This window comes from Streptomyces sp. NPDC057877 (genome assembly GCF_042796855.1).
In the GTDB taxonomy this organism is placed as follows: Bacteria; Actinomycetota; Actinomycetes; order Streptomycetales; family Streptomycetaceae; genus Streptomyces.
In genome coordinates, this window is sequence record NZ_JBHVMS010000007.1 from 314,003 (window position 1) to 336,951 (window position 22,949).

Genomic DNA, 22,949 nt, shown 5'->3' on the forward strand with positions numbered 1-22,949 from the left:
CCTGCACCGTGACGCGAACGACAGGCCCTTAGCGCCCCAGCGCCTGCCAGACCGCCACGATCAGCGTGCCCACCGCGGTGACGGCCGCGATCGAGGGCAGCGGCCAGCGGGCGTGTTCCAGGGTGACGAGCCGGGTGTTCAACTCGTCCACCTCCTTGGCGGTCTGCTCCGTGCGATGGGTGAGCAGTGCCAGTCCGCCTTCGAGCCGGGTGTACGCCACATCCAGTCGGCGTCGTAACTCTGCGAGTTCTCCATGGGCGGCGGACTGCTCGGGATCGGCGGTCACGAACCGCTCCTTTCCGTAGTCGTTCCCTATCCCTTGCATGCGCATGATGAGTCAACTCGCCTGTTGGGCCCATGGGGAGAGTGTGAGGGTGGCATATGCGAGCCCGGGGCGCACACGGTGTGTGAATGCTTCGGGCCCGGCACCGAGGAGGTGCCGGGCCCGGAAAACGTAGCGCTGGGTAATCAGCCGTAGGTGTAGAAGCCCGAACCGGTCTTCCGGCCGAGCCGCCCGGCGTCGACCATCCGCTGCAGCAGCGGGGGAGCGGCGTACAGCGGCTCCTTGAACTCGTCGTACATGCTCTGCGCCACCGAGGCGACGGTGTCCAGGCCGATCAGGTCGGACAGCTTCAGCGGGCCCATCGGGTGGGCGCAGCCCATCTCCATGCCGTTGTCGATGTCCTCACGGCTGGCGATGCCCGTCTCGAACATCCGGATCGCGGAGAGCAGGTACGGGATCAGCAGGGCGTTGACCACGAAGCCCGAGCGGTCCTGCGCGCGGATCGCGTGCTTGCCGAGCAGCTTCTCCGTGAACAGCTGCGCCCGGCTCAGCGTGCCCTCGGAGGTGGTCAGCGCCGGGATCAGCTCGACGAGCTGCTGCACCGGGGCCGGGTTGAAGAAGTGGATGCCGACGACCTGGTCCGGTCGGGCGGTGGCGACCGCCAGTTTCACCAGCGGGATCGAGGAGGTGTTGGAGGCGAGGATCGCGTCCGGCCGGGTCACCACCTGGTCGAGCACCTGGAAGATCTCGGTCTTGACCTGCTCGTTCTCGACGACGGCCTCGATCACCAGATCGCGGTCGGCGAACTCGCCGAGATCGGTGGTGAAGCTCAGACGCGCCTGGGTGGCGTCCCGCTCCTCCTCGCTGATCTTGCCGCGCTCGGCCGCCTTGGCGAGGGAGTTGAACAGCCGGGTACGGCCGATCTCCAGGGCCTCACCGGTGGTCTCGGCGACCCTCACCTCGAGGCCCGCGCGAGCGCACACCTCGGCGATGCCCGCCCCCATCTGACCGCAGCCCACCACTCCGACGCGCGCGATATCTCCCGAACTGCCGGTCACATCGTCCCTTTCGCTGATCCACGGCCCGGCGGGCACCGGGTTGCGGCGTCCTGCGGCGGGCCCTGCTCCGATCGTGCACGTTACCCCCAAGTATCGATGATCGATCGACGGGGTACAGGCATGCTGGAGCGCGAGACGATCCGTGATCGAACGGATCCAGAGCGTATGGGGGTGTTGTTCCATGGGACGGCTGTCACGGCGGGCGTTCGCCCTGGTCGCCCTGTCGGCCCTGGCGACGGCCGGGGACGGCTCCGCCGCACCGGCCCGGACCCGCGCGCCCCGCCCGACGGCGGGTGCCGAGCAGGGCGAGATGCGGGGCGTGTGGCTGGCGACCGTGCAGAACCGCGACTGGCCGTCCGCGCCCGGCCTGTCCCCCACCGAGCAGCGCGCCGAGCTGACCGCCCACCTCGACGCCGCGGTCCGGCGCCGCCTCAACACGGTGATCTTCCAGGTGCGGCCCACGGCCGACGCCCTGTGGCCGTCGCCGTACGAGCCCTGGTCGCAGTACCTCACCGGCACCCAGGGCCGCGATCCCGGCTGGGACCCGCTCGGCACCGCCGTCACCGAGGCGCACGCCCGGGGGCTCGAACTGCACGCCTGGTTCAACCCGCTGCGCGTCGCCGCCCACACCGACCCGTCCCGGCTGGTCGCCTCCCACCCGGCCCGCCAAAACCCCGGTTGGGTGGTGCCGTACGGCGGGCAGTTGCACTACAACGCGGGGCTGCCGGAGGTCCGCGCCTTCGTGCGCGAGGCGATGCTGGACGCGGTGGAGAAGTACGCCGTGGACGGCGTCCACTTCGACGACTACTTCTACCCGTACCCGGTGCCCGGCCAGAGCTTCGACGACGACGCCGCCTACGACGCCCACGGCGGCGCCTTCCCCGACCGGGCCGCCTGGCGGCGCGACAACATCGACCGGCTGGTGCGCGACATGGCGGCGGACATCAAGAAGGTCCGCCCGGCGGCCCGCTTCGGCATCAGCCCCTTCGGCGTCTGGCGCAACGCGGACAACGACCCGCGCGGCTCGGACACCCGGGCCCTCCAGTCCTACGACGACCAGCACGCCGACACCCGCAAGTGGGTCAGGGAGAACTGGATCGACTACATCTGCCCGCAGCTCTACTGGCACATCGGCAACCAGGCCGCCGACTACGCCAAGCTGGTGCCCTGGTGGGCGGAGGTGGCCCGGGGCACGGGCACCCAGCTGTACCTGGGCGAGGCGCTGTACCGCGCCGGTGACCCCGCCCAGGGCTCGGCCTGGCAGGACCCGGCCGAGCTGTCCCGGCACCTCACCCTCGCCAAGGACCACCCGGAGGTGCGCGGTCATGTCTTCTTCGCCGCCCGGGAGGTGGCGGCGGATCCGGCCGGGGCGATGGCGCGGGTGGTGGCCGACCACTACCAGCGCCCGGCGGGGACACCCACCGGCTGAGGGGCGCACATCGGCGCCGACGGGCGTCCCCGCGACACCCCGGGCGTGGGCCGGTGGACCCACCGGCCCGCCCCGGTCGGCCCTCGTGACGCCACGGGTCCGGGACCAGACTGGTCGCGTAGGAGACTGGCAGGCCGTAGGAGCTGAGTACCCATGGCTGTACCGGTGGAATTCCCCCAACGCCCGGTTCGCGTCGACGCGGTGCTCGACGCCCCACTGTCCCGGTGGCTGTGGCTGGTGAAGTGGATCCTCGTGGTGCCACACCTCGTGGCGCTGTTCTTCCTCTGGATCGCCTTCACCCTGGTGAGCGTGGTGGCGCTCGTCGCCATCCTGTTCACCGGGCGCTACCCCCGTCGGCTGTTCGACTTCAACCTCGGTGTGCTGCGCTGGAGCTGGCGGGTCGGCTACTACTCGTACGGCGCGCTGGGCACGGACCGGTATCCGCCCTTCAGCCTGGGGGAGGAGCCGCAGTACCCGGCGCGGCTGGACATCGCCCGCCCCGAGCACCTCTCGCGCGGGCTGGTGCTGGTGAAGTGGTGGCTGCTGGCCGTCCCGCACTACCTCGTCATCGCGTTCTTCCTGGGCGGCGTCCAACTGGGCTGGTGGGCCGGGGGGCTCATCGGCGTGCTGACGCTGATCGCGGCCGTGATCATGGCCTGCACCGAGAAGTACCCGGAAGACCTGTTCGACCTGATACTCGGTCTGAACCGCTGGTGCCTGCGCGTGGCCGCGTACGCCGCCCTGATGACCGACGAGTATCCGCCGTTCCGCCTCGACACGGGCGGCTCCGAACCGGCCGGGCGCGGGGTGTCGTCGTGATCACCGCTCTGGTCGCCGCCTTCCTGGTCGTGCACGGACTGCTGCATCCAGGAGTGTGGGCGGCCCCCGTGCAGCCCGGCAGGCAGGCCCCGTTCGAGCCCGGTCACTCGTGGGTGCTGTCGGCGGCCCATGTCTCGGCGGCACCGACGAGGGCGGCGGCCCTGGCGCTCGCCTGGTACACCGCCCTCGCCTACTGCGTCGCCGGTGCCGGGACGGCGGCGGGGGCCGACTGGTGGGCCACGGCGGCGCTCGTCGGGGCGGCCAGCGGGCTCGTCCTCAAGGCGATCTGGTACGACCCGTGGCTCACCGTCGGGGTACTGCTGGACGTGGCCGTCCTGGTCGCCGTCGCCAACTCGTGGCCCCCGTCCCTCTACTGAGGGCAACCCCGCGGTGCCCGTACGCGGATGTCCCGGGCCCTTTCCCAGAGCCTCACCGGGCCGCCGACGGGACCGATCGGCCCTATCGGCGGCCCTGGCTCCTTGGCTTTCCTGGCTCCATGAACGAGACCCCGTTCCGGTACGCCCCCGGTTCGCGTGCGCGCGTCATCGACGGCACGACGGTCGTGGAGCTGAGCGGCGAGATCGACATCCTCGCCGCGCCGCACCTGTGGACGCGTCTCGACCCGCTCACCGCCGGGCCCTGTCCGGACCTGGTGCTGGACCTGCGCCCCGTCTCCTTCATCGATTGCAGTGGCCTCGCGGTGCTGTGCCGGACCCGGAACCGGGTGCTCGACCGGGGCGGGCGGCTGCGGCTGGTGATCAGCAGCCCGCGGATCCTGCGCATCCTGCGCTGCACCGGCCTCGGACACGCCTTCGAGGTGACGCCCGATCTGCCCGCGCACCTGGCCCGCGCACGGGTGCCGCACGGGCCTGGAGCGTGCCGGTGCCGGGGTCCGGGCGGCCCTGCGGCCTGACGCAGGGAAAGCACCAGGTGGAGGGGGGGCGAACAGCCCGTCGGTAGGGCCGGGTTGACCCTCACCGGGCCCCGACGCCACCGCGCCGGGTGAGTGGCGCGGGCCCCGGTCGGCGGGGCCGCCCCCCGTCAGTGGTGCGCGACGACCGCGACGGGGACGGTGGCGTGGTGCAGGACCGCGTGGGTGACGGGGCCGATGTGGGCGCCCAGGGGGCTGCGGCGGATCCGGCGGCCCACGACCACCAGGGACGCGTCGCGGGCCGCCTCGACCAGGACGTCGGCGGCCTTGCCGGGGCGGGACTCCGCCACGGTCGTGACCTCCGGGAACTTGGCCCGCCACGGGTGCAGGACCTCGGTGAGGGCCTCGGCCCGTCGCCGGGTGACCTTCTCGGCGGCGTCGGACGGGATGTCGTGGACGTAGGAGGGCGGCAGGCTCCAGCCGTTGACGACCCGCAGCGGGGCCGAGCGGCGGGCCGCGGCCTCGAAGGCGAACTCGAGCACCGAGGGGTCGGGCGCCGCGGTGTCCAGGCCCAGGACGACGGGCCGGAACGGGGTCGCCTCGGACGGGTTCCCGGCGAGGTCCCTGACGTGCTCGTCGGCGGCCTGCTCCCCGGAGCGCACCAGGACGACGGGCCGCTGCGCGTGGGCGACGACCATCATGCCGACGGAGCCCACCAGGAAGCCCCCGACCCCGCTCAGGCCCCGGGAGCCCAGCACGAGCAGTTCGGTGTCCTCGGCCAGACGGGGCAGGACCTCGTAGGGCCGGCCGGTGAGCTGTTCGGCGCCGACCTCCAGCCCGGGGTGGCGCCGACGGATGCCCGCGGCGGCCTCACGGGGGATCCGTTCGCTCCAGTGCCGGTGGGTGGCGGCGTTGAGCAGCGCGGCCTGCGCGATGGGATCCGGAACCGGCTCCCAGACCTGGACCAGCTTCAGCGGCAGACCGCGCAGCTTCGCCTCGCGCGCCGCCCACTCGGCGGCGGCCCGGCTCTCCGCTGAACCGTCGAGGCCCACGGTGACGATGCGGGGCATGATCTCCACCTCCTGCAGCGGGGGGGGTCCCGGTTCCAACGTCCCGTGCCGGAGGCGGGTGTTGGAGAGGCCGCAGGTCCCTGCGCGGGACCGACCGGCCCTTGCGGCGTCGGCGGGGCGCGGACTGGCGCAGACGAAGGGCCGGTCGGCCCTCACGCCTGCCCGCACAGCCCCTGGGGAGCGGGGACCCCCTGCCGGACGCTGAGGATGCGGGTACTCGCCCGGCCGTCCGGAACGCGCGCCCGCGGCGGGGAGCTGACAGACCGAAGGAAGGCAGCCATGGTCCCTCTCATCCTGATCGCCGCGTCCGTCCTGGGCGCGTGCCTGCTGTTCGGTTACAGCTCCGCCGTGGTCGGCTTCGTGCTGCTGTCGGTCGGCGTCCTCGGGCTCATCGTCTTCGTGGCCACGCCGGGGATGGTCCGGCGCCCCGGTGAGACCGGCACGGTCATCGAGGAACGCCACTACATCGGTGACCTGGACGACCACGACCGTCACCGGCACCATCGCCCGTGAGCACCGCCCCCGGCGCGCACGGGGTGACGGCTTCGGGCGCCGCGTGCGGTGGTGCCGATGGGCAGTCATGAGGGGGCAGGGGAGGGGCCGGACGGCCGTCGGGATCGTCCGGCCCCTCCCACCCGCGCCACCGGTTCCCGGACCGGTCGTGTTCGGCGGTCCGCCCGGTGCGGCCGTGTTCGCCGGTCCGCCCGGTGCGGCTCAGCCCCGCCAGGGCCGGGGCCCGCTGATCACGGCCCGTTCCGCGAGGTGGAGCAGGCCGGGGGGGCACCGAGCCCGGGTGCCTACCGCTGTACCCGCCGCCCGTGTCTGCCGACGACGACCGCCGCTGCGTCCGCCGAGGCGCGGGCCAGTTACTCCACGGGGGTGGCCGCGCACCCGGTCCGGTGGTCTTGTCGCGCGGTGTCCGCTCTGTGCGGGGCGTCTCCCGGGCAGGCCTCCACGCACTCTCGCGCGCGGTACGGCGAGCGCGGCGGCCGAGCGGTTCGGACCAGGGGGCGGGGTCGTTCGGCCCTGGCGGCCGGGGAGGCCGTGTCCCACCGTGGAGACCATGAGGACACACGGCCGGGTCACCGTCACCGGCGTCGGGAACGAGTTCCGGCGCGACGACGGTGTGGCCTGGGCGGTGCTCGCACGGCTGCGGGAACGGTCGCGGCAGCGGCCCCTGCCCCCGGGCACCGAACCCGCCACCTGCGACGGCGACCCCGGACGGCTGAGCGCGCTGTGGGAGGGCACCCACCTCGCCGTCGTCGTGGACCCGGCCCACGCGCACCCGGGCACGCCCGGCCGCGGGCACCGCCTCGGACTCGGCGCCGGGGCCCTCGCGCGGTCGGCCGCCCCCAGTTCCCACGGGCCGGGGCTCGGTGCAGCCGTCGAACTGGCCCGGGTGCCGGACCCGCTGCCGGAGCGCCGGGTCGGGTGCGCCGTGGAGGGGGCCGGGAGCGCCCTGGGCACCGGCCTGTCCCCGGCCGTGGCGGACGCGGTGGCACCGCTGGCCGAGGCCGCCGAGGCGGAGATCGCCCCGGACCGGGACACGTCGGGCGGGAGGCCCACATGACCGTGCGCCGCTTTCACGTGGAGGGCGTCGTCCAAGGCGTCGGGTTCCGGCCGTTCGTCTACCGCACCGCGGCCGAGCTGGGCCTGGACGGATGGGTGGCCAACGTCGACGGCCATGTGGAGGGCGAGGTCGCCGGACCCTCGGGCGCGCTGGAGGAGTTCGCCGCACGGCTGCGCACCGGCGCCCCGGCCCTCGCCCGGGTGCGCCGCGTCGAACTGGCCGACGGCGCGCGGCAGTCGTCGCCCACCCCCGGTTTCCGGGTGCGGCGCAGCGCGCCGGACGGGGCCGGAACGGCACCGCGCGAGATCCCGCCGGACGCGGCGATCTGCGACGCCTGCCTGCGCGAGCTGCGCGACCCCCGCGACCGGCGCCACCGTTACCCGTTCATCAACTGCACCGACTGCGGACCCCGCGCCACGATCATCGAGGACCTCCCGTACGACCGGGACCGTACGACCATGCGCCGCTTCCCGCTGTGCGCCGACTGCGCGGCCGAGTACGCGGACCCCGGCGACCGGCGCTTCCACGCCGAACCCGTCGCCTGCCCGGTCTGCGGGCCGCGGCTGGCCTGGGAGGAACTGCGGGACGAGGAGGCCCTGCGCGCGGCGGTGAAGATCGTCGGTGACGGCGGGATCGTCGCGCTGAAGGGGCTCGGCGGCTACCAACTGGTGTGCGACGCGGGCGACCCGGCGGCCGTGACGGAACTGCGGCGTCGCAAGCGGCGCCCGGTGAAGCCGTTCGCCGTGATGGTCCGCGACCTCGCCGCCGCGGCCTCGCTCGCGCGGATCAGCTCCAACGAGCGGCGGGCCCTGACGTCGCCCGAGCGCCCCGTGGTGCTGCTCGCCCGGCGGCGGCTGCGCGGGCAGGCGTTTGTGCTCGCGCCGCAGGTGCACCCCGGACTGGACCGGGTCGGCCTGTTCCTGCCCACCACCGGCCTGCACCATCTCCTCCTCGACGAACTGGCCCGGCCCCTGGTGGTCACGAGCGGCAACCTGAGCGACGAGCCCATCGCCATCGACGACGGACGGGCCCGCCGTGCCCTGGCGGCCGTGGCCGACGGCTTCCTCACCCACGACCGGCCGATCCGGTCCCGGTACGACGACTCGGTGGTCCAGTTCGCCGGGCAAACCCGGATCACGGTCCGCCGGGCGCGCGGGCTCGCTCCCGCCCCGCTGTCGCTGCCCGTGGGGACGCCGGTCGCCGCGGTGGGAGCCCAGCTGAAGCACACGTTCACGCTGGCGGCCGACGGCCGGGCGCACCTCGGCCCGCACACCGGGGACCTGTCCGACGTGTCGACGTACGACGCGTTCCTCGCGTCGTACCGGCAGCTCAGGGAACTCACCGGCATCGAGCCCGCCGTCCTCGCCCACGACCTGCACCCCGGCTACCTGTCCACGCAGTGGGCGAAGGCGCAGCCGCTGCGCCGGATCGCGGTGCAGCACCACCACGCGCACGTGGTGGCCTGCGCGGCCGAGCACGGTGTGCGCGGCCCCTTCGTCGGTGTTGCCTACGACGGACTGGGGCTGGGCGACGACGGGACGCTGTGGGGCGGCGAGATCCTCGTCGCCGACCGGTGCGGCTACCGCCGCGCGGGCAGGTTCGCGACCGCGCCCCTGCCGGGCGGTGACGCGGCGGTACGCCATCCCTCCCGCACCGCCCTCGGGTACCTGCTCGGCGGGGAACCGCTGGGCTCCCCGGGGCCGGACGCGCGGCTCGTGCGGTCCTTCGGCGACCGGCTGGACCCGGCCGAGGCCGCCGCCGTGCGCGCCATGGTCGGCCGGGACGTCAACTGCCCCCGGGCGTCGAGCGCCGGACGCCTCTTCGACACGGTCGCCGCGCTGCTCGGTCTCGCCGACCGGGTGAGCTACGAGGGTGAGGCGGCCGTCCTGCTCGAAGCGGCGGCGGGCGACGAGCACGCCGTACCGCTCGCGCACCGGGTCGTCCGGGAGCGGGGCCTGTGGGTGTACGACTCCGCGCCGACCCTCGCCGACCTGCTGGCGCGGCGTCTGGGCGGGGAGCCGACCGGCCGGCTGGCGGCGGCTTTCCACCTGACGCTCGGGATCGTCACCGCGGAGGTGGTCGCCCGGGTGGTCGCGGACGGCGCGCCGCGCACGGTGTGCCTCGGCGGTGGCTGCTTCGTCAACCGGCGGCTGCTGACCGAGGTGAAGCGCCGACTGCGTGCCCGGGGGCTGCGGGTGCTGGTCGGCGGTCAGGTGCCAGTCGGTGACGGCGGCATCAGCTACGGCCAGGCCGCGGTCGCCGTCGCACGGCTGGCCGGGGAGGAGTGAGAGCCGTGTGCCTCGGCATCCCGAGCCGGACCCTGGAGGTCCGCGGCGAGGCCGGACTGCGCATGGCGACCGTCGACTTGGGCGGCGTCCGGCGCGGGGCCTGCCTCGACGCACACCGGGGGGCCGTCGGGTCGCGCCAGGGCGGAACAGGCCGTTGGCAACAGCATGGTGGTGGGCCCGCCAGCAGGGCGCCACGGAGATCGTGCCGGGCGGCCGTCCCGAGCGGTTCGAGATCCTCCCGTCCGGGGACCTCGCCCCGGCGCTGGACCTCGTGGGTGCCGCGGTCGAGGACGGCCAGGGCGGGCACCTGCGCCTTATTCCGCGCCGCCGGGTCCGTCCACCTCTGCTCGGCCCGCACGGAGCTGCGGCCGCCTGCCCCCGGGAGCTGAGGCGCGCGGGCCAGCCGTGCGCGGCGAGACGTACGAGGAGGACGGACATGAGTGCACCGGAGCCCCGCGTAGGCACCTCCCACCGGCTCCAGCGGCCACCGGCGTCCCCGGCCCGCCGCGACCCCGAGGCGTCGGGGCTCGTGCGTCTGTACCGGCGCACCGTGCCGACGGGACTCAAGCGGGCCGTCGTGGCCCGTACCACGCCGCGGGCCCGCGCCCGCGTCAAGCAGCGGTTCGCGGAACTGCCGTCCTTACGCCGCCTGTTCGGGCGGCTGCGCGCGGCCTGGCTCGTGCACACACGTCCGGGACGGTACGCCCGGCCGGACACGGAGGTACGGCTCGTGCGCGGCGTACCGAAGGCGGTCCTGCTGCGGCCCGGCCTCTCGCCGCTGACGGTCCGCGCGGCCAACGCGGCGGCAGTCCGCGCGGCCCTCGACGACGTGGGCGTCGACTACTTCTGTGTCCGTGGCCACAGCGACACCGCCGCGGCCGTCGCGGTGCCCGCCGACGACCGGGTCACGGCCCAGCGCGCCCTGGCCGACGCCTGCCGGGCGCGGCCCGGGTACGTCGGCGCCGTCGACGCCCGCGGGCGTCCGCGGCGCACCACCCGACCGGGCTTCCGCCCGCGCACCTGGCGGCGGCTGGCGCGGGCCGACGTACTGCGCGTGACCTGGTACCACGGCGTTGCGCGCGGGCAGTTGACGTACGGCCCCAAGTACGGCTGCGACATCGAGTTCTGGGCCAAGGACGGCGACACCCTCGTGGCACCGCGCCCGAACCGCAGGGCCGAGCGGGTCCCGCGCACCGGCGTCGCCACCTACGCCCCCGACTCCCTGTTCACCGCGCTGGCCGCCGCCGACCGCACGCTGCCGCGGGTGCGCACCCGCGCGGAGTTCGCCCGGCCGGGCTGCGAGGACGTCCGGTTCCCCGTGGACGTCGTGTACACCTGGGTCGACGGACGCGACCCCGAGTGGCGGCGGCGCCGCGCGGCCTGCGCGGGGCGGGCGTACCACGAGGAGGCCGCGAACGCGGCGCGGTACCTCGACCGCGACGAACTGCGCTACTCGCTGCGCTCCCTGACCCAGTACGCCCCCTGGGCGCGCACCGTCTACCTGGTCACCGACGAGCAGGTCCCCGCCTGGCTGGACGAGGGCGCGGGGCACTTGCGCGTCGTCAGCCACAAGGAGATCTTCAGCGATCCGGGCCTGCTGCCGACGTTCAACTCCCACGCCATCGAAAGCCAGTTGCACCACATCGACGGCCTGTCCGAGCACTTCCTGTACTTCAACGACGACGTCTTCCTCGGCAGGCCCACCGTCCCCCAGGACTTCTTCCTCGCCAACGGACTGACCAAGTTCTTCCCGTCGAAGGTCCTCATCCCGCCGGGTGAGCCGACGCCGCTGGACGCGCCGGTCGCGACCGCGGGCAAGAACAACCGGGCCCTGATCGAAGCCGCCTTCGGCACCGTCATCAGCCAGAAGACCAAGCACACCCCGCACGCGCTGCGGCGCAGCGTCCTGTACGAGATCGAGGAGAGGTTCCCGCAGCAGCACCACGCCACCGCCGGTCACCGCTTCCGAAGCGTCGACGACCTGTCGATCGCCTCGTCGCTGCACCACTACTACGCCTTCCAGACCGCGCGCGCTGTCCCCGGCCGCCTCCGCTACGCCTACCTCGACGTGTCCCACCCGGCGCTGGCCACCCGGCTCGCGACCCTGCTGGCGCGGCGCGACAGGCAGGTGTTCTGCCTGAACGACACCGTCTCGGACGAACGGGACCTCGACGCCCAGCAGGCGCTGATCACCGCCTTCCTGGAGTCGTACTTCCCCGTCCCGGGCCCCTACGAGCCAGTCCGCTGCACCGGGGACGCCGTGTCGCGCAGCCCGTGGCGGAGGTGACCACGGGGTCCCGGAGCCGCTCCGGCCGTCCTGTTCTCCCGGCAGCCGCTCCGGTCGTCCCAGGAGGAGCCGCCGGACCGTCGAGGCGGTCGCCGCGGGGCACTGTCAGCCCATGTCCCGCCTGCGCAGGCCCGCCAGGCCGGCCGCTGTCAGAACGGCCGCCACGGCCGTGAGCAGGACCGGCGCGGCGGCGCCGGGGTCGGCCGCGGGCAGGGCGGGGACGTGCTCGAAGGGCGAGGCTTCCGTGACCCACCGGGGCAGGCCGAGGACCTCGCCCAGCAGGCCGATGACGAAGCAGGCGGCCAGCAGCGCCCAGGCCGCGGCCGTGGCCCGGGGCAGGAGTCCGAACAGCAGGGTCGTCACCCCGGTGAGCAGCCACAACGCCGGGGCGTAGGTGAGCGCGGCGCCGACGAGTCGGGGCACCTGCGCGGGGCCGCCGCCGGTGGTGGCGTAGGCGAACCCCGTACCGAGGCCCGCGGCGGCGAGCACGGCCACGCTGCCGACCAGGCTCACCGTCAGGTGGCCGACCGCCCATCGGGCCCGGGAGACGGGGGTGGCGAGCAGCGGCTCGGCCCGCAGGGCGGACTCCTCGCCGCGCATCCGCAGCGCGGACTGGACGGCGAAGCCGCTGCCGATGAGGGCGAGCACGAGCAGGGACTGGGCGAGGTAGGAGTCGGTGAGGTCAGCCGCGCCATACCGGGCGATCATGTCCTGCATGGTCTCGTTGTCGCCCACGAAGTCCTCGACGTCGGCGGCGACCCAGCCGTAGGCGAGGCCGGTGAGGAACACGCCGCAGCTCCAGCCGACGAGGCCGCCGCGCTGGAGGCGCAGGGCCAGGCCGAAGGGTCGGCCCAGGCGGGGTGCCGCCCGGGGCGGACCGGGCCGGGGCGGGACGAGGCCCGCGCCGAGGTCGCGGCGGTTGGTGAGGGCACGCGCCACCGCGACGGCCCCGGCGGCGCAGACGGCGGCGACCAGCAGGGGCCAGAGCCGTTCCCCGGCGAACGGCCGGGCCTTCTGCACCAGGCCGATCGGTGAGAACCACGACGCGGTGCCGTCGCCGATGTCCCCGACGGCGCGCAGCACGAAGCCCGCGCCCAGCACGGCGCCCGCACTGCCGTGCACCACCCGGGTGTTCTCCGAGACCTGGGCCAGGGCGGTGGTGATCCCGGCGAAGAGGAGCCCTAGCAGCACGTAGGACAGGCCGAAGACGAACGACCCCGTGGCGGGCAGGCCCAGGGCGACGAGGCCGAGCGCGACGAGCGTCCCGACGGCCACGTTCATGGCCGCCACGACGAGCAGCGCGGCGGTGGTGTCCGCGTGACGGCCGACGGGCAGGGAGCGGATCAGTTCGGCGCGGCCGGTCTCCTCCTCCGCGCGGGTCTGCCGTCCTGTCATGAAGGTGCTCATCAGGGCGACGAGGACCAGCCCGAGGGTGCCGACCTGGAAGGCCACCTCGCCGCCCAGGGTGTCGAGCGCGAGGGGCGGCCCGTTGAAGGCGATGGCGGCGGCGTTGCCCGCACTGGCCCGGGCCGCCACGTCGAGGTCGTGCTGGGTGGGGTACAGGCCTTTGACACTGGCCGCGGTCAGCAGTACGAGCAGCGGCACGGCCACGATCCAGAGCAGGACGCGCACCCGGTCGCGGCGCAGGATCAGCCGGGTGAGCGTGGCGGTGCCGGTCAGCTCGGGCGGCGGCGTCATCACGGCTCCTCACGGCTGGCGCGCCGGGCGGTTCCGTCGTCGTAGTGCCGCAGGAACAGCTCCTCCAGCGTGGGCGGCCTGCTGGTGAGGCTGCGGATGCCGAATCCGGAGAGACGGCGTACGGCGTCGTCGAGGCGGTCGGTGTCGACGTCGAAGCGGGCCCTGTGGCCGTCGGTGCGCAGGTCGTGCACGCCGGGCAGGGCGTGGAGGCCGTCGGGCGCGCGGACCGTCTCGACGTCGAGCGAGGTGCGGGTGAGGTGCCGCAGTTCGGCCAGCGAGCCGCTCTCCACCGTGCGGCCCGACCGGATGATGCTCACCCGGTCGCACAGGGTTTCCACCTCGGCCAGGATGTGGCTGGACAGCAACACGGTGCGGCCCTCGGCCTTGACCTCCCGGATGCAGTCCTGGAAGACGCTCTCCATCAGCGGGTCGAGTCCCGAGGTGGGCTCGTCGAGGAGCAGAAGCTCGGCACGCGAGGCCAGCGCGGCGACCAGACCGACCTTCTGCCGGTTGCCCTTCGAGTAGGTGCGCGCCATCTTGGTCGGGTCCAGTTCGAACCGCTCCAGCAGTTCGTCGCGCCGGACGGGGTCGAGGTCGCCGCGCAGCCGCCCGAAGACGTCGATGATCTCGCCGCCGGTGAGCCTGGGCCACAGGCTGACGTCGCCCGGCACGTACGCCAGCCGCCGGTGCAGCGCGACGGCGCCGTGCCACGGGTCGCCGCCGAGCAGCCGCGCCTCGCCCGCGTCTGCGCGCAGCAGCCCCAGCAGGACCCGGATGGTGGTGGTCTTGCCCGCGCCGTTGGGCCCGAGGAAGCCGTGCACCTCGCCGGTGGCCACGGTCAGGTCCAGCCCGTCCAGGGCACGGGTCCGCCCGAAGGTCTTCACGAGCCCCGAGACGGAGACCGCGGGCCCCGGCGCGGGGACCGCGGCGGCGCTGCCACGACCGGCCGTCGCCTGGCGCTCGGGTACGGGGACGGCGGACATGGGCACCTCCCGGGTCGGCTCTCTCCCGACACTTCCGTACGACCCGGACACCTCGGCAGGGGCCGAAGGTCCCGGAACGACCGGCCACCGCGGCCCGCGGCGACGGGGGCACGTCCGGTCCCGGCCTGCCCCGCCACCGCGGTCGCGCGGGGACGCCCTCGGGCCGGGGGCGGGTGGGGGTCGCCCTCGTGTGGGCGCGGGCGGGGCCGTCCTCGTGTCTGGGTGGACGGGAGTCGCCCCCGGGGCGTGGGCGCCCCGTGTGGGAGATTCCCGGGCGCGCGTGGGCGGGGGTGTGACCGCGGGCGGGGGCGGGTCGACGCGGGCAGCGGGGGGCGAGTCCGCGCGGGTACGAAGCGCGCGGGCCTGCGGCCGACGACCCACGTGCGGTCGCAGCCCCGGTGCGGGGTCGTCCCCCTGGGCGCGGACGCCGCTCCGTTCCGGTGCGGGACGGGAGGGCCCTGCACGGAAGCCGCGGCGGACCTCCGCGCCTGATTCGATGATCGCTCGTCGGCGGCCGGTACGCGAGGGGCGGACGGTCCCGGAAGAAGGTCACACGGCACCTGGCACCGCACGGCCCAGCCATCGTCGCGGTGGCGTGGGCGTCGGGACGGGTTCGTCACCGGCCCGGAAGACACCCACCGCCCGGATCGCCCACTGCCCGGCAGGCATCCACCGCCCGGATCGCCCACTGCCCGGCAGGCATCCACCGCCCGGATCGCCCACTGCCCGGCAGGCACCCACCGCCCGGCAGGCACCCACCGCCCGGAAGGCCCGGGCCCTACTGCCCGGTGGATTCCCGGTGCCGGATCTCGGTGTCGGGGCCCGGCGAGCAGATGCCCTCGTGACCGTCCTCGAACCGGACGCGGTACGGGGGCGTGCCGTCCTGGCCCATCACCTGGACGATCTCACCGACCTTGTCCTGCTGTCCGACCACCCTGCCGTGCTGGACAAGCTGGTCGCCCACGCTAGCGCGCATCTTCGGGCCTCCTCCGTCTGCGGGAGCAGCGGTCCTTGGCTTACGAGTCTAGGGCGCGGGATGCCGGTCGGGACCGGTGTGTGCGCGCCGTTCAGCCGCGCGCCCGTTGCGTGACGGCGATGCAGACGAGCACCGCCGCGGCCGTCAGCAGGGCGGCCACCGTCAGGTGCTCGCCCAGCAGCAGCACCGACCACACCAGTGTGAGCAGCGGCTGGGCCAACTGCAACTGGCTCGCCTTGGGGATGCCGATGGCCGCCATGCCCCGGTACCAGACGACCAGCCCCAGGAACTGCGACCCCGCCGCCACCCACAGCACACCGGCCACACTGTGCGCGGTGAGCCGGACGGGTTCGTACGACAGCGCCAGCGCGGCGGCGGGCAGCGCGAGCGGCAGACACAGCACCAGCGCCCAGCCGATCACCTGCCAGCCCGGCATGATCCGGGCCAGCCGTCCGCCCTCGGTGTACCCGGCCGCGCACACCAGCAGCGCGGCGAAGAGGTAGAGGTCGGCGGTGCTGAGGGCGCCGCCGCTCTGCCGCACGGTGAAGACGACCACCACGGCCGCGCCCGCGAGCGCCGCGAACCAGAAGGTGCGGGAGGGCCGGGTGCCCATCCGCAGGGCGGAGAACAGGGCGGTGGTCAGCGGGAGCAGGCCGACCACGACGGCCGCGTGGGCGGTGGTCGACGTCTGGAGCGCGAGCGTGGTCAGCATCGGGAAGCCGAGCACCACCCCGGCGGCCACCACCGCCAGGCCCGCCCAGTGCCGCCGCTTTGGCGGCCGGATCCGCAGGGCCAGCAGACAACTGCCCGCGATCAGCGCCGCCAGCACACTGCGCACCGCCACGAGAGACCAGGGCCCGAAGCCCTCCAGCCCCCAGGCCGTCGCCGGGAAGGTGAGGGAGAAGGCGGTGACGCCGAGCGCGGCCATGAGCGTGCCGGACGCCCTGCCGGGCCCGTGAAGCTCCGGGGTGCTGACCGCTATCCGGGTGGGCGCGATAGCGCTACTCTCTGCTCTCATGCATGAGCGTAGCAGCGTGGCTGAACTGGCGGAACAGCTACGGAGAGAGCTGAACCGCTATCCACCGGAGGGAAAGCTCCCGTCCAGCCGGGCCCTCGTCGAGCGGTTCCGGGTCAGCCCGGTGACCGTCTCCCGGGCCCTCGCCCAACTCGCCGCCGAAGGGCTGGTCGTCACCCGCCCCGGCGCGGGCGCCTTCCGTGCCCGCCCCCGCACCGCGACCCCGCCGCCCGCCGGGGACACCTCCTGGCAGGAGGTCGCCCTCAGCGCGGACGGCGCCGCCGACCTCGTACCGCGCTCGGTGGACGCCTCCGGTGTCCTGGTCTCGCTGGCGGCCCCGTCGCCCGGCGTCATCGAGTTCAACGGCGGCTACCTGCACCCCTCGCTCCAGCCCGAGCGGGCGATGGCCGCCGCGCTGTCACGGGCCGGACGCCGCCCCGGTGCCTGGGGACGGCCGCCGATGGAGGGCCTGCCGGAGCTGCGCGAGTGGTTCGCGCGCGGCATCGGCGGCGCCGTCACCGCCGCCGAGGTCCTGGTCACCTCGGGCGGCCAGTCCGCCCTGACCACCGCCCTGCGCGCCCTCGCCCCGCCCGGCGCCCCCGTCCTCGTCGAGTCGCCCACCTACCCCGGCATGCTCGCCATCGCCCGCGCCGCGGGCCTGCGCCCGGTGCCGGTCCCCGTGGACGCGGACGGCGTTCGGCCCGCCCTGCTCGCCGACGCCTTCCGGGCCACCGGCGCCCGGGTCTTCGTCTGCCAGCCGCTGTTCCAGAACCCGACCGGCGCCGTCCTCGCCGCCGACCGGCGCGCCGAGGTGCTGCGCATCGCCCGCGAGGCCGGGGCGTTCGTGATCGAGGACGACTTCGTACGACGGCTGGTCCACGAGGACGCCCCGCCGCTGCCGCGCCCGCTCGCCGCCGACGACCCGGACGGCGTCGTCGTCCACGTCGGCTCGCTCACCAAGGCGACCTCGCCCAGCTTCCGGGTGAGCGCCCTCGCCGCCCGCGGCCCGGTGCTGGAACGGCTGCGCGCCATCCAGGTCGTCGACACCTTCTTCGTCCCCCGCCCCCTCCAGGAGGCCGCCCTCGAACTGGTCGGCTCGCCCGCCTGGCCGCGCCATCTGCGCTCGGTCTCGGCGGAGTTGCGGGCCCGCCGGGACGCGCTGACCGCCGCGCTCCGGCTGGAGCTGCCCGAGCTGACGCTGCCGCACATCCCGTCCGGCGGCTACCACCTGTGGCCGCGCCTGCCCGACGGCGCCGACGACCTGGCCCTGACCGCCGCCGCCCTGCGCGCGGGCGTCGCCATCACCCCCGGCCGCCCCTACTTCAGCGCCGAACCCCCGGCCGCCCACATCCGGCTGAGCTTCGCCGCGGTGGCGTCGACGGGGGAGATCACCGAGGGCGTACGACGGCTGCGGGCGGCCTGCGACGAGGTCCTCCCGCGCGCACGGTAATCCGCTCGACGGCCCCTGCCGCGCCTTGCGAACATCCCCGCATGACCGACGTACCGCGCCTCGCCGAAGGCTACGAGATCTCCACCGACCCCGACCGGATCGACGCCGGACGGGTGCACCGCTGGCTGTCCACCGACGCCTACTGGGCCCTCGGACGGGCCCGGGAGAAGCAGGACAGGGCGATCGCCGGTTCCCTCAACTTCGGCGTGTACGACACGGCCTCCGGCGAACAGGTCGGCTACGCCCGCGTGGTGACCGACCGGGCGACCTTCGCCTGGCTGTGCGACGTGTACGTGGACCCCGCGGTACGGGGCAAGGGCCTCGGTACGGCGCTGGCGGCGGCGGTGCGCGAGGAGCTGCGGCCGTACGGAGTGCGCCGGATCATGCTGGCCACCCACGACGCCCACGAGGTGTACGCGAAAGTGGGGTTCGCGGCGCTGGAGCGGCCCGACCAGTGGATGGCGCTCAGCTTCGAGTGAGTCGCCTGCCCGTTGCCCGTGAGCCGCCTGACGCTGACCCTCCGGTAAGGTTTCGCGCACCCTCGGTAACTCCCAGGTAACACCTCTTGACCTGCGCACTTTCGAGGCTCACGATCCCCGCATGCCACTTCGGGTCACGTTCGTCGCAGCCGCGCGCAGCTCGCCCCTGCTCGCGGAGCGGTTCGAGGACGACCGGCCGCTGGACCAGGCAGGTTGGGAGGAGGTGCAGCATGTCGCCCGGGACCTGCTGCCGCTCGCCGCGGCCGAGCTGCGCTACTGCTCGCCGACCCCGCGCAGCCGGGCCACCGGGGACGCCCTCGGCTACCACCCGCTGGTCCAGCCCGCCCTGCGGGACTGCCACATGGGCCGCTGGGGCGGGATGACGCTGGGGGAGGCGATGGCCCGCGAGCCGGAGGCGGTGGACGCCTGGCTCGCCGACCCGCGCTCCACCCCGCACGGCGGCGAGTCGCTGCTGTCCTTCATCTCCCGGGTCGGCGGCTGGCTCGACACCCGCCCGGTCGACGAGCACGGCCGGATCGTCGCCGTCGCCGAGGCCTCCGTCATCCGCGCCGCCCTCGTCTACGCCCTGCAGGCGCCGCCCGCGACGTACTGGCACATCGACGTCCGCCCGCTGTCGACGACCACCGTCACCGGCCGCGCGGGCCGCTGGCACCTGTGCCTGGACGGGGCACCGGCGCACACCTCATCCGTGTAGTGGGGCCTCGCGGGTGTAGTCGGTGCTGAGCACCAGGTCCTTCGCGGGCCCGCGCACCCGCCACACCGTCCGCCAGTGGTCCGCGTCCCGGACGCTGAACTCGCCCCGGTAGAGGTCGGCCGAGCACGGATGGTCGGCGATGTGCCGTCCGCTCGTCAGATCCAGGCCGTGGAAGGGGCGCCCGTCGGCGAACCGCACGTCGACCGTGCCGGGCGCCGGGCCGGGCAGGAAGCGCAGGGTGCGCTCGGCGGGCCGGGCGACGCCCCGCCAGACGAACGTGCCGGACTCCCGGTGCAGCAGCCCGCCGCCGTCCAGTTGGCCGAAACCGGTGGTCCCGGTGAAGTGCCCCTCCTCGCCCGTCGCGAGATCGCGCACGGACCGCTCCACCCGCCAGCGTCCGGCCAGATACGCCAGCGCGTCCGGCACTGGCCAGAACTCGCCCATCGCCCGCCGCTCCCTCTCCCGTCCGTCGCCCCGCACCCCATTGACGCGTACGCGCCCCCTCCCTATCTTGCCGTTCGAAGTGCTGACCAATGTCCGATATTTCGAACGATGCCCTTCAGGGGCACAGAGCCGCGGAGTATCCATGTCACGCACCACCCCCCGCTCCCGCCGGAGACTGGGCAGACTCGGCCTCACCCTCACCGCCTGCCTGGTGGCCACCACCGCCCTCGCCCCCGCGCCCGCCCACGCCGAGCCCGTCACCGACTACGAGATCACCGTCGACCCGGCCACCCGGGGCGCGCGGATCGACGACACGATGTACGGCGTCTTCTTCGAGGACATCAACCGGGCCGCCGACGGCGGGCTCTACGCCGAGCTGGTGCAGAACCGGTCCTTCGAGTACTCCACCGCCGACAACGGCTCCTACACCCCGCTGACCTCCTGGACGGTCGACGGCGCCGCGCAGGTCGTCGACGACGCCGGGCGGCTGAACGCCCGCAACCGCAACTACCTCTCCCTGACCGCCGGTTCCTCGGTCACCAACGCGGGCTACAACACCGGCATCCGCGTCGAGGCGGGCAAGCGCTACGACTTCTCCGTGTGGGCGCGCACCGCGGGCGCCGCCGCCCTCACCGTCGGCCTCAGGGACGCCGCGGGCACCCTGGCGAGCACCCGGCAGGTCGCCGTCCGGGGCGGCTGGACCAAGTACACGGCCACCTTCACCGCCACCCGCACCAGCAACCGCGGCCGACTCGCCGTGGCCACCACCGCCGACACGGCGCTCGACATGGTCTCGCTGTTCCCGCGCGACACCTACAGGAACCAGCCGGGCGGCCTGCGCCGGGACCTCGCCGAGAAGATCGAGGCCCTGAACCCGGCCTTCGTCCGCTTCCCCGGCGGCTGTCTGGTCAACACCGGCTCGATGGAGGACTACAGCGAGGCCTCCAACTGGCAGCGCAAGCGCTCCTACCAGTGGAAGGACACCATCGGCCCGGTGGAGGAGCGGGCGACGAACGCCAACTTCTGGGGCTACAACCAGAGTTACGGCCTCGGCTACTACGAGTACTTCCGCTTCGCCGAGGACATCGGCGCCATGCCGCTGCCCGTGGTCCCCGCCCTGGTCACCGGCTGCGGCCAGAACCGCGCCACCGACGACGAGGCCCTCCTGAAGCGGCACATCCAGGACACCCTCGACCTGATCGAGTTCGCCAACGGCCCCGCGACCTCGAAGTGGGGCAAGGTGCGCGCCGAGATGGGCCACCCCAGGCCCTTCCACCTCACCCACCTCGGCGTCGGCAACGAGGAGAACCTGCCCGACGCGTTCTTCGCCCGCTTCGAGAAGTTCCGCGCCGCGATCGAGGCCGAGTACCCGGACATCACCATCGTCTCCAACTCGGGCCCCGACGACACCGGCACCACCTTCGACCGCCTCTGGCAGCTCAACCGCGACGCGGACGTGGACATGGTGGACGAGCACTATTACAACAGTCCCCAGTGGTTCCTCCGGAACAACGACCGCTACGACGACTACGACCGCTCGGGCCCCAAGGTCTTCCTCGGCGAGTACGCCTCCCAGGGCAACGCCTTCGAGAACGCCCTCGCCGAGGCCGCCTTCATGACCGGCCTGGAACGCAACGCCGACGTCGTCAAGCTCGCCTCCTACGCCCCGCTGCTCGCCAACGAGGACTACGTGCAGTGGCGCCCCGACATGATCTGGTTCAACAACCGCGCGTCCTGGGGCTCCGCCAACTACGAGGTCCAGAAGCTGTTCATGAACAACGTCGGCGACCGCGTGGTCCCCTCCACCGCCACCGGCACCCCCGACGTCAGCGGCCCGATCACCGGCGCCGTGGGCCTGTCGACCTGGGCCACCAGCGCGGCCTACGACGACGTGCGGGTCACCGCGGCCAACGGCGGCACACTCCTCACGGACGACTTCTCCACCGGGTCCGCGCAGTGGACCCACTCCGGCACCGGAAGCTGGGCCGTCCAGAACGGCGAGTACGTCCAGACCGACGCCGCCGCAGAGAACACCATGGTCACGGCGGGTGACCCGACCTGGCAGAACTACGACCTGCACGTCAAGGCCACCAAGAAGTCGGGCAACGAGGGCTTCCTCGTCGCCTTCGGCGTCAAGGGCACCGGCACCTACTACTGGTGGAACCTCGGCGGCTGGAACAACACCCAGTCCGCCGTGGAACAGGCCGTGGACGGCGGCAAGTCCACACTGGTCTCCAAGCCGCACTCCATCGACACGGGCCGCGCCTACGACATCGACATCAAGGTGCGGGACCGCCAGGTCAGCCTCTACCTCGACGGCGAGCTGTGGGGCAGCTTCACCGACGACAAGCCCGCCGAGCCGTTCCGCCAGGTCGTCACCGAGGACGAGCGCACCGGCGAGCTGATCGTCAAGGTCGTCAACGCCCAGCCCACGGCCGCCCGCACCGCCGTCGACCTGGGGACCGCACAGGTTGCCCCGCGCGCCCGGGTGACCACCCTGGCCGCCGACCCGGACGACGTGAACACCGAGACGGACGCCCCCGTCACCCCGGTGACCTCCACGTTCGACGGCGTCGCGCGGGAGTTCACGTACACCTTCCCGGCGAACTCGGTCACGTTCCTGAGGATCAGGCAGCGGTAGCCGCGTACAAGTGCTGGACGCCCGCTCAGGGCAGGGTGAGCACGCAGAACTCGTGGCCCTCGGGGTCGGCCAGGCACGTCCACGGGACGTCGCCCTGGCCGAGGTCGAGATCGGTGGCGCCGAGGGCCCGCAGCCGGGCGACCTCCGCCTCCCTGTCGTCGCCCGGGTACGGCAGCAGGTCGAGATGGAGGCGGTCCGGCACCGTCTTCACGTCGGGCGTGCGGAGGAACTCGAGATACGGGCCGACGCCCTCGGGGGAGCGCAGCACCGCGTGGTCGTCGGTCACCTCGTGCAGGGGCCAGTCCACCGCCGCACCCCAGAACCGGGCCATGGCCCGCGGGTCCTCGCAGTCGACCACCACCACGGCGATCGGCCCGGTGTCCCGGTGCACGTCCCGGGGCTCCAGCACACAGAACTCATTGCCCTCGGGATCGGCGAGGACCGTCCACGGCACGTCGTCGCCCTGGCCCACGTGGACGGCCCTCGCGCCGAGGGACTGCAGACGCGCGACCAGCTCCGCCTGGTGGGCCGCGGAGGTGGTGGGGAGATCGAGATGGATGCGGTTCTTCGCCGCCGTCTTGGGCTCCGGGACCGGAACGACGTCGATGCCGACGACGACCGGGTCCGGCCACACCAGTCCGCCGCCGGGTCCGACGTAGGTCGTCACCCCCGGGCTGTACGCACTCCAGCCGAGCGCCTCCGCCCAGAACCGGCCGACGGCCGGGGCGTCGAGGGCCTTGATGTTCACCTGAACAGGTCGCAGTGGCATGTCCGTGATCCTATGCAGCCGGGGCGGGCGGGCCCGCATAAGATCACAGGGGATTGCATAAACGTGCAGCGAAACGTATAGTCATGCCATCCAGGAGGAGGCTT

The 22,949-nt window shown here is 73.9% G+C and carries 21 protein-coding genes; 12 read left to right on the forward strand and 9 right to left on the reverse strand.

Annotated features, from left to right (window positions below):
• Positions 1 to 28: 28 nt before the first annotated feature.
• Positions 29 to 286, reverse strand: coding sequence for a hypothetical protein (locus ACFVQG_RS22945; protein ID WP_383386392.1), 258 nt, complete (start codon positions 284 to 286; stop codon positions 29 to 31).
• Positions 287 to 468: 182 nt separating this feature from the next.
• Positions 469 to 1,341, reverse strand: coding sequence for a 3-hydroxybutyryl-CoA dehydrogenase (locus ACFVQG_RS22950; protein WP_383386395.1), 873 nt, complete (start codon positions 1,339 to 1,341; stop codon positions 469 to 471).
• 181 nt (positions 1,342 to 1,522) lie between these two features.
• On the opposite strand from ACFVQG_RS22950, the gene ACFVQG_RS22955 reads away from it, so the two are divergent.
• From ACFVQG_RS22955 to ACFVQG_RS22970, 4 genes are all read left to right on the forward strand, one after another.
• Positions 1,523 to 2,770 carry a glycoside hydrolase family 10 protein gene (locus tag ACFVQG_RS22955; protein WP_383386398.1) on the forward strand — a complete coding sequence of 416 codons (1,248 nt, stop codon included), beginning with the start codon at positions 1,523 to 1,525 and terminating at the stop codon, positions 2,768 to 2,770.
• A 153-nt stretch (positions 2,771 to 2,923) separates the two neighbouring features.
• The gene (locus tag ACFVQG_RS22960; RefSeq protein WP_383386401.1) at positions 2,924 to 3,589 is read left to right on the forward strand and encodes a DUF4389 domain-containing protein; all 666 of its coding nucleotides are present in this window, start codon (positions 2,924 to 2,926) and stop codon (positions 3,587 to 3,589) included.
• Positions 3,586 to 3,966 (forward strand): hypothetical protein, encoded by a 381-nt coding sequence (locus tag ACFVQG_RS22965; RefSeq protein WP_383386404.1) that lies wholly within the window; start codon positions 3,586 to 3,588, stop codon positions 3,964 to 3,966. The genes ACFVQG_RS22960 and ACFVQG_RS22965 overlap by 4 nt, the downstream gene beginning before the upstream one ends.
• Before the next feature lie 119 nt (positions 3,967 to 4,085).
• On the forward strand, positions 4,086 to 4,502 hold the full coding sequence (locus ACFVQG_RS22970; RefSeq protein WP_383386407.1) for an STAS domain-containing protein: 417 nt from the start codon (positions 4,086 to 4,088) through the stop codon (positions 4,500 to 4,502).
• Positions 4,503 to 4,630: 128 nt separating this feature from the next.
• Here the strand turns inward: ACFVQG_RS22970 and ACFVQG_RS22975 are convergent, their stop codons facing one another.
• Positions 4,631 to 5,530 carry a universal stress protein gene (locus tag ACFVQG_RS22975; protein ID WP_383386410.1) on the reverse strand — a complete coding sequence of 300 codons (900 nt, stop codon included), beginning with the start codon at positions 5,528 to 5,530 and terminating at the stop codon, positions 4,631 to 4,633.
• Between the two features lie 279 nt (positions 5,531 to 5,809).
• On the opposite strand from ACFVQG_RS22975, the gene ACFVQG_RS22980 reads away from it, so the two are divergent.
• The 4 genes from ACFVQG_RS22980 to ACFVQG_RS22995 all read left to right on the forward strand — a co-directional run bounded on the left by ACFVQG_RS22980 (position 5,810) and on the right by ACFVQG_RS22995 (position 11,675).
• A complete protein-coding gene (locus tag ACFVQG_RS22980) occupies positions 5,810 to 6,043 on the forward strand; it encodes a hypothetical protein (RefSeq protein ID WP_383386413.1) in 234 nt (77 codons plus the stop codon).
• Between the two features lie 550 nt (positions 6,044 to 6,593).
• Positions 6,594 to 7,100, forward strand: a complete 507-nt coding sequence (locus ACFVQG_RS22985; RefSeq protein WP_383386416.1) for a hydrogenase maturation protease — start codon at positions 6,594 to 6,596, stop codon at positions 7,098 to 7,100.
• Positions 7,097 to 9,388: a carbamoyltransferase HypF gene (gene hypF / locus ACFVQG_RS22990; RefSeq protein ID WP_383386419.1), complete on the forward strand. Its 2,292-nt coding sequence runs from the start codon at positions 7,097 to 7,099 to the stop codon at positions 9,386 to 9,388. Before ACFVQG_RS22985 ends, hypF begins: the two co-directional genes overlap by 4 nt.
• A 436-nt stretch (positions 9,389 to 9,824) precedes the next feature.
• Complete coding sequence (locus ACFVQG_RS22995) at positions 9,825 to 11,675, forward strand: stealth family protein (RefSeq protein WP_383387070.1); 1,851 nt, start codon at positions 9,825 to 9,827, stop codon at positions 11,673 to 11,675.
• A 105-nt stretch (positions 11,676 to 11,780) separates the two neighbouring features.
• Here the strand turns inward: ACFVQG_RS22995 and ACFVQG_RS23000 are convergent, their stop codons facing one another.
• From ACFVQG_RS23000 to ACFVQG_RS23015, 4 genes are all read right to left on the reverse strand, one after another.
• Positions 11,781 to 13,373, reverse strand: coding sequence for an ABC transporter permease (locus tag ACFVQG_RS23000; RefSeq protein ID WP_383386422.1), 1,593 nt, complete (start codon positions 13,371 to 13,373; stop codon positions 11,781 to 11,783).
• Entirely contained in the window at positions 13,373 to 14,356 is a 984-nt protein-coding gene (locus ACFVQG_RS23005; protein WP_383386425.1) for an ATP-binding cassette domain-containing protein, read from the reverse strand. The genes ACFVQG_RS23000 and ACFVQG_RS23005 overlap by 1 nt, the downstream gene beginning before the upstream one ends.
• A gap of 778 nt (positions 14,357 to 15,134) precedes the next feature.
• Entirely contained in the window at positions 15,135 to 15,332 is a 198-nt protein-coding gene (locus ACFVQG_RS23010; RefSeq protein WP_383386427.1) for a DUF1918 domain-containing protein, read from the reverse strand.
• A 91-nt stretch (positions 15,333 to 15,423) separates the two neighbouring features.
• Entirely contained in the window at positions 15,424 to 16,350 is a 927-nt protein-coding gene (locus ACFVQG_RS23015; protein WP_383386430.1) for a DMT family transporter, read from the reverse strand.
• Here ACFVQG_RS23015 and ACFVQG_RS23020 point away from each other — a divergent pair.
• The 3 genes from ACFVQG_RS23020 (at position 16,349) to ACFVQG_RS23030 (ending at position 18,991) form a co-directional block, all read left to right on the forward strand.
• Entirely contained in the window at positions 16,349 to 17,797 is a 1,449-nt protein-coding gene (locus tag ACFVQG_RS23020) for a PLP-dependent aminotransferase family protein (RefSeq protein ID WP_383386433.1), read from the forward strand. The two genes, ACFVQG_RS23015 and ACFVQG_RS23020, sit on opposite strands and share 2 nt — an antisense overlap.
• Before the next feature lie 41 nt (positions 17,798 to 17,838).
• The gene (locus ACFVQG_RS23025; protein WP_383386436.1) at positions 17,839 to 18,276 is read left to right on the forward strand and encodes a GNAT family N-acetyltransferase; all 438 of its coding nucleotides are present in this window, start codon (positions 17,839 to 17,841) and stop codon (positions 18,274 to 18,276) included.
• A 121-nt stretch (positions 18,277 to 18,397) separates the two neighbouring features.
• Entirely contained in the window at positions 18,398 to 18,991 is a 594-nt protein-coding gene (locus ACFVQG_RS23030) for a histidine phosphatase family protein (RefSeq protein ID WP_383386439.1), read from the forward strand.
• Here the strand turns inward: ACFVQG_RS23030 and ACFVQG_RS23035 are convergent.
• The gene (locus ACFVQG_RS23035) at positions 18,980 to 19,435 is read right to left on the reverse strand and encodes a DUF6314 family protein (RefSeq protein WP_383386442.1); all 456 of its coding nucleotides are present in this window, start codon (positions 19,433 to 19,435) and stop codon (positions 18,980 to 18,982) included. The two genes, ACFVQG_RS23030 and ACFVQG_RS23035, sit on opposite strands and share 12 nt — an antisense overlap.
• Before the next feature lie 142 nt (positions 19,436 to 19,577).
• On the opposite strand from ACFVQG_RS23035, the gene ACFVQG_RS23040 reads away from it, so the two are divergent.
• Positions 19,578 to 22,076 (forward strand): alpha-L-arabinofuranosidase C-terminal domain-containing protein, encoded by a 2,499-nt coding sequence (locus tag ACFVQG_RS23040; RefSeq protein WP_383386444.1) that lies wholly within the window; start codon positions 19,578 to 19,580, stop codon positions 22,074 to 22,076.
• Between the two features lie 25 nt (positions 22,077 to 22,101).
• On the opposite strand, the gene ACFVQG_RS23045 is transcribed toward ACFVQG_RS23040, so the two are convergent.
• The gene (locus tag ACFVQG_RS23045) at positions 22,102 to 22,845 is read right to left on the reverse strand and encodes a VOC family protein (RefSeq protein WP_383386447.1); all 744 of its coding nucleotides are present in this window, start codon (positions 22,843 to 22,845) and stop codon (positions 22,102 to 22,104) included.
• Between the last annotated feature and the right edge of the window lie 104 nt (positions 22,846 to 22,949).